This window comes from Segatella maculosa DSM 19339 = JCM 15638 (genome assembly GCF_000382385.1).
Classification (GTDB): Bacteria; Bacteroidota; Bacteroidia; order Bacteroidales; family Bacteroidaceae; genus Prevotella; species Prevotella maculosa.
The window spans coordinates 45664-62121 of record NZ_KB908331.1 but is presented as its reverse complement, the minus strand read 5'-3'; the positions used below and the strand labels follow the sequence as shown (position 1 = coordinate 62121).

The window sequence follows — 16458 nt, the reverse complement described above, 5'->3', positions numbered from 1 at the left end:
GCAAACATAGGTTCCGTAGGTGAGCCATAAAGTTCAAACTTACGACCTTCAGCAGAAATACTCTCATAGCGTTTAAGACTCCGTACCCGAAAGCGTCGGAGTGCATCCTCATGGATGCCATAATGCGCCCAATAGTTCAGCAGCCCGTCATCAAAAGGCTGTATCTCAAAACTGTATGGTCGTTCTTCCGTATGCTTGGGCATATCAGTCTCAGGACTGAAGCCGATAGTTTTTTTGTATGACTGTGTTATATGCTTGCTATGCTGTTCACCATCACATAAAGAATACAATCCAAGTTCTTGTACTATGGTTTCCAGGACCTCGGGAAAACTTGTTTTCAGGTTTAGGCCACGCATAGTTGCTACAAACCAAAAACAATCTCCCGAATAGGTTGTATCCCCATGATCATAGAACTTATAGGATGAACTCTTCCTATCATAGAAGATATGGCATGAAGCCCGCTTGTCATCATAGAAGGGACTGCGGAAGTTACGGTGCAGATTCACCTCAAAGCCAAGGAAATGGGAGAACACGTTCAGCCCTCCTTGTGTAAGCAAAAGTATTTGTTCTTTATCTATCATATTTATCTGTTTTTAGAATTAAGGCAAGAACTCATAATAAGGTTGTCCTTAAAGCGGTTGAGTCGTCCGAGAACCTCATCATTCCTCATCCCTGATACACGGAGCCGGTTACATTTCACGGCAATAATGATTGACTTGAAAAAGTAGCGCACATCACCACTCTCCGTGTAGCGGTAACGCAGCAACTGCTTTTTGCGCCAGCGGTAAAGGGTGGACTCTGAAACATTCAAAGTCTCGATTAGGTCTTTCGTGGTCATTTCCAGCTCGTCATCTATATCCTGTATAAGGTGAGAGGTTCTCTCGACGTACTGCTCTATTCGATTGAGCCTATCTATCAATTCTTGATAAGCCAGACTTCTCTACTGTGATTATTTCCATGACTATAACCGTTTTGTAGCCCCCGTCGCTTGTTCTGTTCCGAGTTCAATTAATAGTTGTGAAAGCTTATTGAACGCCTCCTCTGTAAAAACTTCTATACGCATCTCTACCATAGGTAAAGGTCTTGGCTGCCCATTCCGTGCAAGAACTTCAAACATTTCAGTAGAGCAGATGCCTACTTTAGAAGCGTATTTTAGGATTTGGCAGAGAGTCATCTCTGTTTGTCCGTTTTCCCAACGTGAGATACGACTTGAACTAACTCCCAGAATTCCAGAAAGATACTCCTGGGAATAACCTTTTTCTACTCTTGCTGACTTCAGCATTTCCAATAACTCTTTCATAATTATAAAGTTATTAAAGCACCGCCACAAGAGCAACCCGCTATATGCAAATGTTTTCACCCTATGCAATCCGTCTTGCAGCAGGTGCAAGGTTCAGCATCATAGCGGTAGCATAAGGACGAGAAATACGTAGTACAGACAAAAGAATATTAAAGAATGACCTACTTTTAATGAAAAGATTTATAGTAGACTTATATAAGGAAATGTTAAAATACCATTCCTCTTAAAATCAACTATCATTTATAAAGAACAATCACTGTCAAAGAACAAAGAACTCACGGATCCCCCAGTGCAAGGTGCAAGTCCCTTTTATATATAAGGGCTTGCACCTTGCACTGGAAAATGTAGCAGTAAAATCTCTAAATATTTATGGTGCAAAGATTTGGAGGTTAGTACAATTTTATATACCTTTGTACCCAAGAAAAGAGAGCTGTTGTGCTTTCAAAAGGTAGTCAGAATGGTAGTCACTAAGCAGTCAGAATACTGCTACAAAAATGCTACACAGATGATTTATCAAAATATATAGAAGATTTATATACAACGAGATACGAGAGTTTGGTTCATAAACCTCTCTCTCCATAGTTTCCTTTTCCTTTACTGATTGCTTGGCAATGAGCCTGTCCATATCCTCCGAAATTTTCTTGTCCGTTACCTGCGCGTAAATCTGCGTGCTGGATATGGAAGCGTGTCCCATCATCTTGGCAATGCTCTCAATGGGGATTCCTGCGCTAAGGCACATCGTACCGAAGGTATGCCTTGCAACATGGTACGACAATTTCAGTCTGATACCGCAAGCCTTACCCACGATGCACAGGTTCTTGCCCATCACGCTACGACTGCAATGAGGTTGAAAGACAAGGCTGTCGCCTTTTTCTTTCACCGTCTGCTGTTCTTCGTTTCTTGCCTGCTCTTTCCTATAATAGTTGATGATAGCTTCCGCTATGGGATGTAACGGCACGACAAACTCAACCTTTGTCTTCTGACGCTCCTTGCGGATATACCTCTGTCCGTCTGCTGCCGTTTGGATATGCTTGTATTTCAAATTCTCCATATCTGAGATAGCCAAGCCTGTGAAGCAGGAAAAGACAAACATCAGCCGTGCCAACTCTGCTTCCTTGTCATTCATCCTTATTACCATAAGTTTCATTACATCGCTCTTTTGCAGAAAACGTATCTTCTTTTCCTCCTTCTCATACTTGGCGTTCTCAAAGGGATTGCAGTGGATAATCCTGCTGCTCACCGCACGAAACATCAGTCGACTCAGCCAACAGAGATTGGTATTGACAGTCGATGCTTTCAGCCCATGCTTTTTCAGGAAGAAGCGGTATTCCTCGAACAAACTCTCCGTAATGGTGGCGATAGATATGTCTTGTACTCCTTTGTTTTCGATAAATTCTCGGAGATTTCTATCAGAATAGTAAAGGTTCAGATAAGTCCCCTCTGCCCTTGACTTGCCTACCGACTCCTTGACAGATTGCAGTTCCGCCTTGCTCATGGTAAGGAGCGTGGTGGGATTGGTGGCAATGCCTTGCAAACGGTTCTTGATAAGTTCCACGCTTACCACTCCTTCCCTCGTCAGTATGTCCCGATAGGTATTCTCTACCAATTCCCTGAACTCGCTGATTCTTTGATTGGTCTTCCTGTCAGTCGTCAAACCCTGCTTGGTGTTCCACTCGGAGACTTTACACTCTTCTCCTGTGGTAATGGCGGTGCTCTTTCCGTCTATGGTGATACGGCAGAGAATGGCGGTGTTGCCGTCTGCCTTTGTCTTCTGTCTGTTGATATAGAACAGTATCTTGAATGTACTTTTCATTGTCTTGATATTTTGAAGTTTTAAAAGAATAGATAAGCAATCAAATGACTTGATAAGGATTAGATAGCCAACTGCATATCTTCGGTAAAAGAAAGGAGGCGGTCAAACTCCTCAAAGAGTTTTTGGGATGTAACCTTTGCATAACGCTCGGTCATGCTTACATTGCTATGTCCGAGCATCTTGCTCACAGTTTCAATCGGAACTCCTTGCTCAAGCGTGATGAGCGTAGCAAAGGTGTGCCTTGCCGTATGTGTGGTAAAGGGAAACGGGATACCAGCACGAAGTCGCAGGGCTTTCAAATATGATTGGTAAGTAGCATATCTCATGAAAGGGAGCAATGCTTCCCTTTCTTCGCTGTGGAGCTTCTCCATCAGCCGTATGGCTTGGGGCAGCAGTTTGACACGGCAAGGCACACCTGTCTTCTGACGGTTGAACTTCAGCCAAAGGCAGCCCTCATCATCACGCACAAGATGGGACTTGTTCAGTTCCATCAAATCGCAATATGCAGCACCTGTATAACAGGCAAAGAGGAAAATATCCCTTGCCGTTTCCATTTCCTCCTCCAAGTCCTCCAAGTGGAGAGCCTTCAGCTTTTCCAATGCTTCCTTGTCGAGTGCTTTGGGGAGTTTCTTGTTACCCTTGCTAATCTTGGTTTTGTCAAAAAGTAGTACATCAGCCAATCCTTCACGGTAAGCCAGCCTGCATACTGTCTTCAAATGGGTGGCGACATTGTAGAATGAGCTTTCCTGAAATCCACACTCCCCCAAGAAGTACTGCTGAAACTCATGGATGAAGTTCTCTGTCAGTTGTGAGAAAGCCAAGTCAGAAACCTTATACTTCTTTTGAATGAACTCCAGCAAGCGGATTCTCGTGGAGTGATAGCCTGCCATGGACTCTTTCCTGATGTCTATACCGATATGACTTTCTTTCTCCTTAATGAGCTTATCCAATCTTTCAATGAGCATGCACCGTGTCTGCACACTGCCTTGAAACTGTTCCTTCACGTCGGTTGCGTCAAATGAGCAACTTCTTGCAAGCAAAGACTGATGGGATGACTGAATGGAAAGCAGCAAGTTCTCCAACCTGCCGTTCACTTCCACAGCCTCACGGCTCTTGCCGTCCATTCTGCTCTCACGAGGATTCCACAAGTCAGGATTGCAGGAGAGCTTGCAACTGAACTGTGCGATGGAACGCCCGATGGTTATCCGTCCCATAATCGGAGCCTTGCCCGACTTGTCAAGACCGCTCTTTTTGAGGTAGAGCAACACCTTCATCTTTTCTGTTTTCATACGCTTTGATGTTTTGTGGCAAAATTACCAAATTCAAAGCGTTCCTCACTTATGCAGAAAACTGCCGACCGTAGCAACAGCCACACGTGCGAAAATAATTCAGTTACCTATTTTTTCTCCGTCGTTACCTGTGGCAAAATTGGGTAACGCTCTGGTAACTGAACTTTTGCTTAAATCTGCATATTATTACCCTTTTTGAAAAGAGCACTTCCATGCAAATCATTCCGTTTCCTATTCATTATCAGTCAGTTTACACCAACTTCGATATTTCTTCATTTTCGTTGATTAGTTGCCGCACAATATGACTGATTTCACCACCCAATATGGCCCATATTGCGCGGTGAAATGGCCGAGATTGCAATGCAAGGTGCAAGTCGTTGGTTATCAACGTGAATAATGTAGGGACATACGGCTCGTGCGTCCACTCCAACAACCCTGCGCCTACGCTTGCAATTCCACTTGAACGGACGCACGAGCCGTGCACCCCTACGTCACCGTCTCTACCTTGTTGCATGGTAAAATGATTCATGTTGGAAACCGACTTCATATACCTTATAAAACGATATAAAACAACAAGCGTAAGAAACACTAAACGATAAAGTCGTCTCAACAGGTGGATTAAAATAAAAAGCGGGAACTCTTAAATAAGAATTCCTGCTTCGGGTGGAGGGTGGGACTCGAACCCACGACATTCAGAACCACAATCTGACGCTCTAACCAACTGAACTACATCCACCATTTTAAGTGATTTGCTATTGTTGTTTAGCGGGTGCAAAGATAAAAGAAAAGTTTGTAATTGCCAAACTTTTCTCTTACTTTTTTGTCATTTTTATTTGGCTGGAGTCTGAGGCATTTGCGGAACCTGCTGGCTTGCACCAAATCCCTGTGTATTGGTCGGATTTGTGGTCTGTGTTTCAGTAGCGCTTCTCTCCATGACACTTTGCTCTGTTGATGCTTGTGGAGCCACATAAGCGCATGCTATGCTGAGGATTACCATTGCAATAGCCACTCCCCATGTTGTTTTTTCCACCACATTGGTTGTCTTGCGAACGCCCATAATGGCATTAGATGATGAAAAGTTTGAAGCCAAGCCTCCCCCTTTTGATTCTTGAATCAGCACGACGAGTATCATCAAGATGGCCGCCAAGACAATCAATACTACGAATAATGTGTAAGTCATTTCTTTATTATTTGTTTTTATTGTTTATAATCAATTTCTCTAAGAAACGTATTTGGTCTGCAAAGTAAGCATTTTTTTTTGGATTATTCAAATTTAAACGCTTAATAATTTCCAAAGCTTTCTCATACCGTCCCTGTTTAATATAAATGCGCGCCAGCGTCTCTGTGAAATAGTCTTTATCTTCCTCGGTTTCTGCTTCGGTGTTTGAATGGTCTATGGCTTCTGCTGCGGGAGCCTCTTCCTCTAAGTCCTCTACTTTATAGCTTGTCGGATAGTTCCTTTCCTGCTCGTCTTCGTCATCAGTCTGTAGGTTAAAGCCTCCGTCTTCCATGAAACTGTTGATCAGTGTCGTCGTACGATCCTGCTCCTTGTGCTGCTTTTGTTCCAATTCTTCTTTCTCGAGCCTGAGCAAATAAGACACATAGTCAACAGTGGCATCTGCAGGAGTGGGATGATGTTGCTTTTCCACGGGCTCTCCGTCGGTACCTTCAGGAATTGAATCAAGAAACGTGTCGATAAGGTCTGTCGTTCGGTCTTCATGCTCGCTTGTCACTTCATGCAGCTGCTGCCGGGTTTGTGTCGCCTTTTCTGCATACACTTTATAATGGGCAGCTTCTATCATGTTGAAGAGAATGTGACGGTCGGTAATGCATATTGCAGTCTTCCTCAATTCTTCATCAAACGCAGGGTCATGCAGGATATAAAGGTTTTGCAATAACAGAATGCGTGCCGTCTGATAATAAGGATGGAGCGCAACAAGACTGCGAAGCTCGTAAAGAGTTTCACGGTCCATGTATTCGGGGTGCTGTATGAGGCGCTTTATATCCATTCGTTTACCAGTTGGCTACGGTTGCATTGAAAATCTGGTCTACAAGGTCTTTTGTCATTTGCATGACAAGTTCTTCCTGAACCGAGTTCAGACTCCTTGTCGTCTCGTAGGAAGCAGTTGCAGTGAATTGCTTTTCGAAGTCTTCCGCATGGTTCTTGGTGTTCGTGAACCTGACATTCACCGTCATTGAAAGTTCGGTTTGTGCCGAAGTTCCTTCACTTGTAACCGCCTTGTTACGCTGCGTGTATTGTGTAATTTCACCTTCAATCTTCATGTCACCGTTCCGTTTCACCTGAATCAACTTCGTATGGTCAGCAAACTGGTCTTTCAAACGATTGTTGAAAAGCGGTCCCATCGGTCCCCACACATAGCTTGACCGGATTGGAAAGTCGGCAATCTGTATCGTTTTCGTCTTACTGTAGTCGACACTTGCGCCATTGAACTTGTAGCCTTTGAAGCTACACGACGCAAGCAAGACAAGCGGACAAGCGAGCAATATCAATTTCAGTCTCTTCATTTGCTAAGAATTATCGGGAAAAGTAATTATTCCAGCCCATATTGTTTGATGCGTCGATAGAGTGTCCGGTCCGAAATGCCCAGTTCCTGCGCAGCCTTCTTGCGGTTCCCCCCGTTACGTTCCAAGGCTTTCTCAACCATCTGTCTGCCCAAATCATTCAGATTCAGACTTTCCGGTTCGCGTATTTCCTCGGCAAAGGCATCATAAGCCGCCGCTTGGGGTTGCCGACCGGCAGAGTTGAGAATGGCATACGGACTTTCATCTGCCCTGCGCACAATCGCCGTTTCCTGCGGTGTGGCAAATCCCTGTGCACCAGACAAGGCACGCGCCTCGTCAAGCTGCTTCTTGAGCACATTCATGTCGCGTTTCAAGTCGCTGACATTACCCCTCAACTCATATAATATCTTATACAGTATCTCGCGTTCCGTCTCATAAGAGTGCTCGCCGGGTTTGCCTATGATGGCCAACTGCGTGCTCTCCGTGTCTTTAGGAATAAAATGCAACAGTTCGCGGGCATCTATCTCGCGCTTCTCACTGAGCACGGACATCTGTTCCGTGATATTCTTCAGTTGCCTCACGTTGCCTGGCCACTTGTATTGCAGCAGCAATTGCTTGGCCTCATCGTTCAGCGTAATCTTCGGCAAATGGTATTTCTCAGCCATCTGCATGGCAAACAGTCTGAACAAGAGAACGATGTCTTCGCCTCTGTCTCTGAGTGGAGGCATCTGGATAGGAATCGTGTTCAGGCGATAGAACAAATCCTCACGGAACCTACCCTCACTGATGGCCTTGCGCATGTTCACATTCGTTGCTGCCACGATGCGCACGTCCGTCTTCATGATCTTTTGCCCGCCCACACGGATATACTCACCCGTTTCCAACACACGCAACAGCCTTGCCTGCGTGGCAAGCGGCAGTTCGCCCACCTCGTCAAGGAATATCGTTCCCTTGTTTGCCGTTCCGAAGTAGCCCTCGCTCTCGCCCACGGCACCCGTGAACGACCCTTTCTCATGGCCGAACAGTTCGCTGTCAATCGTTCCTTCAGGGATAGAGCCACAGTTGATGGCAAAGTATTTCTCGCGGCGGCGCGGCGAGTTGTCGTGAATGACGCGAGGGATAATCTCTTTGCCGACACCACTTTCGCCCACAATCAACACCGACAAGTCCGTAGGAGCCACTTGCAGCGCGATGTCCAAGGCCCTGTTCAACCCGTCACAATTACCTACGATATTGTAGCGTTGTTTTATTCTTTGCAGTTCAGATGTATTCATTGAGTGGCAAAATTACATATTTTATTCCACAAATGCAAATAGACCTTGCAAACACTTTGGTTCACAAGGTCTATTTTTTACTTTTTTACCTTTTTTCCCTTTCCCCTTTATGGTCAACCATCTCGCAGCTCCCCCTCCCTCGGGAGGGGTCGGGGGTGGGCTTTCTCCCCCTCCTTCAGAGGGGTTGGGGGGGTGAGCCCTTCAATTCCCGTGCTGCCCAATCCCTCCTTTACTCTTTTTCTTCTCTTCCTTCCGCTTCGGATTATCCACCTCCACCTCGATCTTTTTCAGTGCCTCGGTGATGGCCGACTTCCAGCGTACGATGACGCGGGGGCGTTTCAGCACGGCGGCCGTCACATCTTCCTCCTTATCCACCATTTTTGAGGGAATGGTGGTGCGCAAGGAAAATATGTCGCCCAAGTCGAGCGATCCACCCATTTTTACCACTTCAACGATGATGTTGCGTAGCGTTATCAACACGTTGCGCACGTCGCCCTCGCTTAACGATGTTTCGCGCACGATGCGTTCCACGAGCCATGTGGCTGAGAACTTCATCGGAGCTTTCTGCATGGCATTGAATGCCTTTTGCCCTTTCTTGGGGCCAATCCTGTGGATAGTCTCCACTACTTTGAAAATCAGCATAATTGTTTGATATTTAGTTTATTAATTAGAGCCTCCCTTCTCCGTTTGGCTCCGTTGATTTTTTTCTTATAATAAGGAAATCGCATTCCTTATATCAAGGCCTTTCTGTTCCTTATATCAAGACAATCGTATTGATTATATCAAGACTTCGGTGTTGATATAATGAAGACCGTCGTGTTGATATAAGGAATACAGCGGTCTTCATATAATGAATGTTTCTCTGCTGCTTTTGGGAAAGCTACAAGATAGCCAATACCGATGATATGACTTATCTGATAACATCATTGCACAGAACTGATTTGTCATCATATTCATTCAAACGGTTGCACATAGTACGCAAGCCCACGGTAAAGTGTCATAATATATAAACGGTCTTCCGGACCTCCATTTATCATCATCAGCCATACCCTATCATCAGTATTCATGAATGGGCTTGATGACGGTATGATATAGCCATAGCTCTGAACGATTAATTTTCCATTATAATAATATGGCATTCTCGGCACAAAGAAATAGTCGTCTTTGTTGTCAGGGTTTTTGTTTTCATACAATATCTTATTACCTCCTTTGAAATCATCCAAACCGGAAGCATGATTACGCCAATCATAGCTGTCGTATCCCGATTGCATTTCGGTAGCCGTGACATGATACTTGTCCATGAACTTGGCTCGCTTCATAAACCACAGGCCGCCTTGATAGAGGTGCCCCATAGTTGTCCACAAGGTATCTCTTTTACCCATGAAGCCTTTGTGCTTGATATACCACACCATCTCGTTAACATTGAGTAGGCTGGCTGCGCTGTGGCTGGCCTGTGTCATTCCACCATCATTCACGGTGTTATACCAGCGCAATGGGTCGGCTGTCTGACTTTGGGGGCAATCCGTGGTGTTGGCTGTATTGGGTTCGGTGGGTTGCTTAGGGTCGGCACTGTCGAACTCATGGTTCCACCAATAGTTTTGCTGTGCGTCCCACATATAGAACCGTGGATGAGCATAGTTGTTCAGGTTGAGATTGGCTGTCATGTCATAATAGTTGTTTTCTTCATAGTTGAATGAAGAGAGCTTTTTGGTGATGGAGCCGCCAGCACCTGTTGCGGGGTCTACAATCCAATAGCGCACGGTGAGCTCATGCACGCCGGGAGCTATCACCATGTAAGCACCGTTCTTGGCTCGGTCTGCAGAAGTAGTCAGCGGGAAACCATTTGTATAATCTCCACTTCCTCCTAAGCTTATTGTAACGATCTTGCTACTTCCCGTACCCGTGAGTTTTTTCGTAATAGGGTCGAGCGTGTAGTTGCCGGCAATATTGTTGTTGGAGGTAACTTCTATTCGTTGGACATAACAACTCGTTAATGCCGCATTGCTGTTGTAGGGCTGAAAGACGAGGTAGGCTGTTTTGTGGTCTATCCAAAAAGGGAATATATTTCTCATTTTGTTGGCAGTGGCAAGTCCACAGTCGCCAGCCACACCGAGATGCTTGGTTGAATTGGGTGTGTCCTGTGCCTGTGCATTGTCTATAGTCACTTGGTCGTTGGTTCCGTTCTTCCCGGGGTAAAACACAGTGTAACTTGTTCCAGTAAAGTTGCCTGGAAGTTGGAACTTAAAGAAGTCCGTCGTATTCTTGTTCACTGCGCTTGTGCCTGTTCGCCATATGCCACCGTCGTCTTTCACAAAGATATTGTCTCCCTGTTCCCAAAAGAAGTTGCCTGTGTTATAGTCGAGTGAGGTACGGGTCTTAGATTGTTCCGTGCCGATATCTTCCTTTCCTGCTACAAAGACGGCATAAGTATCTGTTTCTTTCTTTTGATTATTGTTTTGGGCAGTGTCTTCGCTTGCGCAACTCACCGATAATAGCAGCGTGGCTGCCAGCCCAACAAATGTCTTGATAGTTTTCATCTTCTTTTCCTTTCTGCTTTTAATGCTTTAATAACGCTCTATGCCCCAAGAGTTCTCTTCTGTTTCGGCGGAGTTATCCTCTTCTTCGTCCTCTTCATCAAAATCAAACCAACCCTGCTTGGCTGAGCTGGGGCCTGTGCCGTGATGTCCTGGGTTATGTTGGCCGCTGGCTGGTTGCAACAATTGTTCTTGCGGCATAACAATGACTTTAATTGCAGGTCGTATATAGGCCTGTTTCCTGAATTGTTTTCTATTCATATCTATATTGTTTTTGAGTGAAAATCCGTTGTTGTTTTCCTCTTGCACGGCTTGGCAAAAGGGCATAAAAACACGAACAAAGGGAACTCCGAGAAGCCCTTTGTTTATTGGGGTTGCGCGCTCTTCGCGCGCGCGTACGTGAAGACGTTTAAACGCCAGGTGCGCTAAGTGTGTGTGTGTGTGTGTGTGTGTGTGTGTGTGTGTTAGCAAATTATTTGGATTAACCAAATAATAAGCGTTAAAAGATGCAGAGAAATCAAAGTTTCTTTGCATCGTGCTTATAACCTTATTATCATCAAATGCTAACATCATAACGCCGGCAAAGGTAAAACTAATTCTTCAAACAGCCAAACTTTTCCTCAAAAAAAGCCTCCCCCAACCCCTCCGAAGGAGGGGAGTACGAACTTGCGGGAAGCCTCTCCCCTCCTTTGGAGGGGTCGGGGGAGGCCTCTCATCCCTCCCTTTGGAGGGACTGAGGTAGATGTTAAGGCGGGTGTTATAGCAGCGGACTCAGCAGTCTGACAATACTCTCCCAAAGCCGAAGGAGGAACGAGCGGTGAGTGAAGTCGCGTATCTCTTCGATATCGACACAGTTCTGTTCGTCACGCAGATAAATGGCTTTGATGCGCAAGGCCATGTCTTCATCGTAAAAGAAGATGTTGCACTCGAAGTTGTTCTCAAAGCTGCGGAAGTCGATGTTGGTGCTACCGCAAGTGCACAAATGGTCGTCGCTGACCATCAGTTTCGAGTGATTGAACCCGGCCTTATAGAGGAATACCTTGGCTCCGGCCTCTACAATTTCGCCCAAATACGACTTGCATGCCCATTCCACGAGTTTGGCATCACCATGCATCGGTATCATCAACCGCACATCGACCCCCGACAATGCTGCCGTACGAATGGCAAAGAGAATGGGTTCGGTCGGCAGGAAATAAGGGCTCTCCATATATACATAGTGCTTTGCTTCGAGCAGGATACGCACATAGCCCTGCATGATGTCGGGCCAAGGCTGGATAGGACTGCTCGTGACAATTTGGGCAAGGCAATTGTTTTCCTTGACGTGAGTGTTCTCGGGATAATAACGAGGGTCGGACAGCAGGGTACGGTCAACAAAATACCAGTCGATGAGGAATGCACGTTGCAAGGAATAGACTACCCCACCCGTGATGCGCATGTGAGTATCGCGCCACGGCCGACCTTTCACACCTTTTATATAACGCATGGCGATATTCATGCCGCCGATGAAGCCCGTCTCTCCGTCGATGATACAAAGCTTCCGATGATTGCGATAGTTCACTTTGCCCGTCAATGCCGGGAATCGTACAGGAATGAAGGGCCTGACTTCGACACCCTCGCGTTTCATTCGGTTGAAGAACTTATCGCGGACATTCCAGCAACCCACGTCGTCATAGATGACCCTCACTTCAACGCCTTGCCTCACCTTGTCTATCAAGGCATCGGCAACAAGCATTCCGAGTGCGTCGTCGTCGATGATGTAGGTGTCGATATGAATATGATGCCGTGCACTTCCGATGGCATGGAGTAGTGCAAGGAAGAAATCACTTCCCTCGGTATAGATTTCAACGTCGTTGTCCTTGAACGGTAACGCCATGCTCTGATTGGCAAAAAGGTGCATCAGCTGACGGCCCTTCTCGGGCAGGTGCAGATTGCGTTGTTCGGCAAATTCGAGCATGCTTCGCTTGGTCAGTTCGTCCAGACTACGTTGACTGATGAAGCGTTCCTTGCGAAAATTCTGCCCGAAGAAAAAGTAGACGATAATGCCAATGACCGGAATAAAGCACAGCACCATAACCCAAGCAACCGTCTTTGCCGGCTGCCTGTTGTCCATCAGTACGGCTATCATGGCCAGTACAACAGTAGCAATATAGAACGTTATTATGATCCAATGAATGTAAAACATCTACTTGAAGCCAATCATTTTGTGGGTTTGAAGACTCAAACGCCATTTGGGGTGTGATATAATATAATGTATACAAGCCTGCGTAACGGCTTTATTCTGTACATCGTCGCCCGTGTCGCAAGGTTGTAGGTAATAATAGTCGGCCTCGATACCGAAGTCGTCTACGGGCTTTCGGCCGTCAAAGATACATTTCAATTCATTGCACCTTGTCACGACCGGCCGTACTTTCGGCGACACAGTAAGCCAATCGAGACCGGGTGGCGGCTGCTTGGTCCCATTGCTTTCCATAGCCACGCAGAAGCCTTCTGCATGCAAACTATCGATGAGCTTTTTGTCTGCTTGCAATGCAGGTTCACCGCCTGTGAGCACGACAAAAGCAGCCTGTTTCCATTGACGGATAGCAGCAACGATATCTTCGACCGACATTTCGCGGTATGCATCGAAGTCGGTATCGCAGAAAGAGCACTTCAGGTTACAACCGCTGAAACGGATAAACACTGCGGCCCGACCGGTATTCCTACCCTCCCCTTGCAATGAATAGAATATTTCGTTGACTCTATACATCTTCCTCATATGTAGCGATATTACCGTCGCTTTCCTGCACCGTCGCCTTGTAACAAGTCGGTATCTGCTCGGTAATCCAGCGGGCGATATTCTCGGCCGTAGGGTTAAAGGGTAGCACTTTGTTGAGGTCTGCATGGTCGAGCCGCCCATGTATGAGCCGCTTCACCTCCGAAAAGTCGGCCACCATGCCATCTTCATTCAGCTCACGTGCTTTGCAGTACACCGTGATGTGCCAGTTGTGCCCATGCACATTCGTGCATTTGCTCTTATAGGAGAGCTTCAGGTGATGTGAGGCCGATACCTCAAAACTCTTTTGTATGTAATACATATCCAAATCTTTCAAGTGGTTTATACGATAATATTATTGCCCAACCGCTTTGCCAAGTCGTTGCGCATGGCCGTCATTTCCTTGTATTCGGCCATGAGTTGCAGTAAATCGTCGGGCGAGGCCTTGGCTATCTGCTGTTTCAACAAGCGCAGATGCTTCTCGGCATATTCCATTTTGAAGTCGAGCATCAGGTGTTCGATGCGGTTGCGCAGACTTTCGTCGTCGTTCGTCATTTGCTGACTCTCTGAAAGTTTGAACCTTTCTTCGGTCATATTGACAGCCAATTGACTAACATGAATGTCTTGATGGTGCACGAAGTAAGGCTCAGCGCGGAACGAGCGGTCGCGCCCTCGCTCTACAGCCTCCTGCAAGATCTCATTATAGACCGGAGTCTCAAATGCCAAACCATCGGCCGAGAGGAAGTAATCGATATATTCGGCAATCGACAGCTGAATGGGCTCCCCGCCGTCGTTGCCGATATGGTTAAAGACAACACGGTCGCCGTATTTGATGACCATCTGCACCATGAGATGCTCGACCTTTGATTCCACATGGGCTTGCCCCACAGGCTGACCGACTTGATGTGCCTGTTGATTTGGGACGACCTGCTGAGGCGACATTGAGCCAGTGGCCTTCCTTTCGCGTATCATCGTGTTCATTTGATTGATGAGCGTGGCTTCGTTGATACCCATACGTTGCGAACAATCGTGCAGATAGGTGTCGCGCAGAATAGGGTTCTGCACCATCGAAATACTCGTGACAATCGAATTGATAGCCTCCGAGCGTTTCAGCGGGTCGGTCTCGTTGTCGAGCAACAAAGCCGTCTTGAAACGAATAAAATCGGTGGCATGCTCTTCGATGTAGCTTTTGAACGCTTCTACCGTGTGTTTGCGGGCGAAACTATCAGGGTCGTCATTGTCGGGCAGGAGCAACACTTTCAGGTTCATGCCCTCCATGAGCAGCATGTCCGTTCCGCGAAGGGCGGCATGAATGCCTGCAGCATCGCCGTCGTAGATCAGGGTGATGTTGCCGGTGAAACGGTGGAGCGTATGGATTTGGTGAATACTCAAGGCCGTCCCGGAGTTGGCCACAACGTTCTCAATACCGCACTGGTGCATGGAAATCACGTCAGTGTAGCCCTCGACCATATAGACGCGGTCTTCCTTCGCAATGGCCTTCTTGGCCTGATAGATGCCATAAAGCTCGTGGTCCTTGTGATAGATATCGCTGTCGGGCGAGTTGACATACTTCTGATTGACGCCTTTCGTGCGCGAATCGAGCACCCGCCCGCCGAAGCCCACCACCTTGCCGCTGATACCAATCCACGGAAAAATGACGCGCCCCGAATAGCGGTCTATCATTTCCCCGCCGTCGTTTCGATAGCAAATTCCGGTCTTGAGCAAGAATTCGTCCTGATAACCCTTCTGCCGGGCCGTACGACCGAGGGCGAGGCGGTCGGTCAGATCGAAGCCCAATCTGAACTTGCGGATAATATCGTCGCGGAAACCACGCGTGCGGAAATACTGCATTCCCACCGCCACACCGTCGACGTGATGATGCAACACGTCCTCGAAATAGCTTGCGGCCCACTCGTTCACGATGAACATACTCTCGCGCAGGCTCTGCTCCTGCTTTTCTTCATCGGTCAACTCGCGCTCTTTTATCTCTATATGATACTTGCCGGCCAGCCACCGCAGCGCCTCGGGATAAGTCATCTGCTCGTGCTCCATGATGAAACCGATAGGATTTCCGCCCTTTCCGCACCCAAAACAATGGCACGTGCCACGAGCCGGAGACACATAAAACGACGGCGTTTTCTCGTTGTGGAACGGACACAAGCCCTTATAGTTGCTGCCGCTCTTGCGCAGCGTAACAAACTCCGACACCACATCAACGATGTTCGCAGCCTCCTTGATTCGTTCAACTGTCAATCTGTCTATCATAGATAGGGCAAAAGTAATAAAAATCGGCGAAACAACAAAGCGCACCCGCATAAAAATGCTTCCGTCCATTCCGTTCACCCGGCTGTATAGGACACTCGTCGGGAACGGAGCGAAATAAAAAAACTGCCGGACGTTTCGCTCGCCGGGCTGTATAAGACGCTCCACCCGACAGTACAGGACGCCCATCGGGAACGGAGTGAAATAAAAAAACTTCCGGACGTTCCGCCAACCCACGCACGCTCGGCTCATGCACGCAACCGCTCTTTCTGATGACATTTCTTTTACAAACACCCTCTCATAGCTCGCTTTTTCTCAACCGAGGCCTACTTTGGCCCGAAATACGCGAGTTTTGCGACCCTTTTTGCAAGTTATTGTGAGCCAAAAGATTGTGTCATTTTTACCGAAAAGTATAATCGTTTTACTTGAAAAGTACGATCGTTTTTCATAAAAAGTACTATCATTTTTAGTAAAAAGTACGTATGTTTCATCTAAAAAGTACGTACCTTTTATAAAAAAGTATATACCTTTTGCCTAAAATATATATACTTTTTGCCTAAAACGTATATACTTTTTACCAAAAACCACTGTTCCTTATGAAAAAAATCGACGAAACGGCCAAAAAAAGGTCATTTTCCTCCTTCTGTTTTTCTATTTGGCGACACCCAAAAGTGTTAAAATCAGGGAAGAAAAATGGACAAATAACATTTG

General features: G+C 46.6%; 15 protein-coding genes, 1 tRNA gene and 2 pseudogenes. All 18 read right to left on the bottom strand.

The genetic code is table 11. The features are described 5' to 3' along the window. Positions 1 to 581: pseudogene (locus H164_RS0110585) on the bottom strand (bifunctional DNA primase/helicase); the annotation flags it as partial. Positions 582 to 583: 2 nt separating this feature from the next. Beyond that, positions 584 to 959: pseudogene (locus H164_RS0110580) on the bottom strand (helix-turn-helix domain-containing protein). A 2-nt stretch (positions 960 to 961) separates the two neighbouring features. Continuing rightward, positions 962 to 1300, bottom strand: coding sequence for a helix-turn-helix domain-containing protein (locus H164_RS0110575; RefSeq protein ID WP_008824297.1), 339 nt, complete (start codon positions 1298 to 1300; stop codon positions 962 to 964). Between the two features lie 475 nt (positions 1301 to 1775). Then, complete coding sequence (locus H164_RS0110570; RefSeq protein WP_019968589.1) at positions 1776 to 3113, bottom strand: site-specific integrase; 1338 nt, start codon at positions 3111 to 3113, stop codon at positions 1776 to 1778. Positions 3114 to 3172: 59 nt separating this feature from the next. Further along, positions 3173 to 4402, bottom strand: coding sequence for a site-specific integrase (locus H164_RS0110565; protein ID WP_019968588.1), 1230 nt, complete (start codon positions 4400 to 4402; stop codon positions 3173 to 3175). Positions 4403 to 4652: 250 nt separating this feature from the next. After that, entirely contained in the window at positions 4653 to 4931 is a 279-nt protein-coding gene (locus H164_RS15590; RefSeq protein ID WP_169336423.1) for a hypothetical protein, read from the bottom strand. Between the two features lie 132 nt (positions 4932 to 5063). Further along, positions 5064 to 5139 (bottom strand) — tRNA-His (locus tag H164_RS0110555). Between the two features lie 92 nt (positions 5140 to 5231). Beyond that, positions 5232 to 5582, bottom strand: coding sequence for a preprotein translocase subunit SecG (gene secG / locus H164_RS0110550; RefSeq protein WP_008563737.1), 351 nt, complete (start codon positions 5580 to 5582; stop codon positions 5232 to 5234). Positions 5583 to 5589: 7 nt separating this feature from the next. Then, positions 5590 to 6411 carry a tetratricopeptide repeat protein gene (locus tag H164_RS0110545; RefSeq protein ID WP_019968586.1) on the bottom strand — a complete coding sequence of 274 codons (822 nt, stop codon included), beginning with the start codon at positions 6409 to 6411 and terminating at the stop codon, positions 5590 to 5592. Between the two features lie 4 nt (positions 6412 to 6415). Next, complete coding sequence (locus H164_RS0110540) at positions 6416 to 6928, bottom strand: LptE family protein (RefSeq protein ID WP_019968585.1); 513 nt, start codon at positions 6926 to 6928, stop codon at positions 6416 to 6418. 26 nt (positions 6929 to 6954) lie between these two features. Then, the gene (locus H164_RS0110535; RefSeq protein ID WP_019968584.1) at positions 6955 to 8199 is read right to left on the bottom strand and encodes a sigma-54 interaction domain-containing protein; all 1245 of its coding nucleotides are present in this window, start codon (positions 8197 to 8199) and stop codon (positions 6955 to 6957) included. A 201-nt stretch (positions 8200 to 8400) separates the two neighbouring features. Continuing rightward, a complete protein-coding gene (locus tag H164_RS0110530) occupies positions 8401 to 8841 on the bottom strand; it encodes an HU family DNA-binding protein (protein ID WP_019968583.1) in 441 nt (146 codons plus the stop codon). 311 nt (positions 8842 to 9152) lie between these two features. Then, positions 9153 to 10736, bottom strand: coding sequence for a hypothetical protein (locus H164_RS14565; RefSeq protein WP_019968582.1), 1584 nt, complete (start codon positions 10734 to 10736; stop codon positions 9153 to 9155). A gap of 27 nt (positions 10737 to 10763) precedes the next feature. Continuing rightward, on the bottom strand, positions 10764 to 11306 hold the full coding sequence (locus H164_RS15935) for a hypothetical protein (RefSeq protein WP_248616201.1): 543 nt from the start codon (positions 11304 to 11306) through the stop codon (positions 10764 to 10766). 184 nt (positions 11307 to 11490) lie between these two features. Further along, on the bottom strand, positions 11491 to 12915 hold the full coding sequence (gene cls / locus H164_RS0110515; protein WP_019968580.1) for a cardiolipin synthase: 1425 nt from the start codon (positions 12913 to 12915) through the stop codon (positions 11491 to 11493). Next, the gene (locus tag H164_RS0110510) at positions 12916 to 13488 is read right to left on the bottom strand and encodes a 7-carboxy-7-deazaguanine synthase QueE (RefSeq protein ID WP_025830406.1); all 573 of its coding nucleotides are present in this window, start codon (positions 13486 to 13488) and stop codon (positions 12916 to 12918) included. It lies immediately after the preceding gene. Continuing rightward, positions 13472 to 13807, bottom strand: a complete 336-nt coding sequence (queD, locus tag H164_RS0110505; protein WP_019968578.1) for a 6-carboxytetrahydropterin synthase QueD — start codon at positions 13805 to 13807, stop codon at positions 13472 to 13474. The genes H164_RS0110510 and queD overlap by 17 nt, the downstream gene beginning before the upstream one ends. 20 nt (positions 13808 to 13827) lie before the next feature. Next, a complete protein-coding gene (dnaG, locus tag H164_RS0110500; protein ID WP_019968577.1) occupies positions 13828 to 15750 on the bottom strand; it encodes a DNA primase in 1923 nt (640 codons plus the stop codon). Between the last annotated feature and the right edge of the window lie 708 nt (positions 15751 to 16458).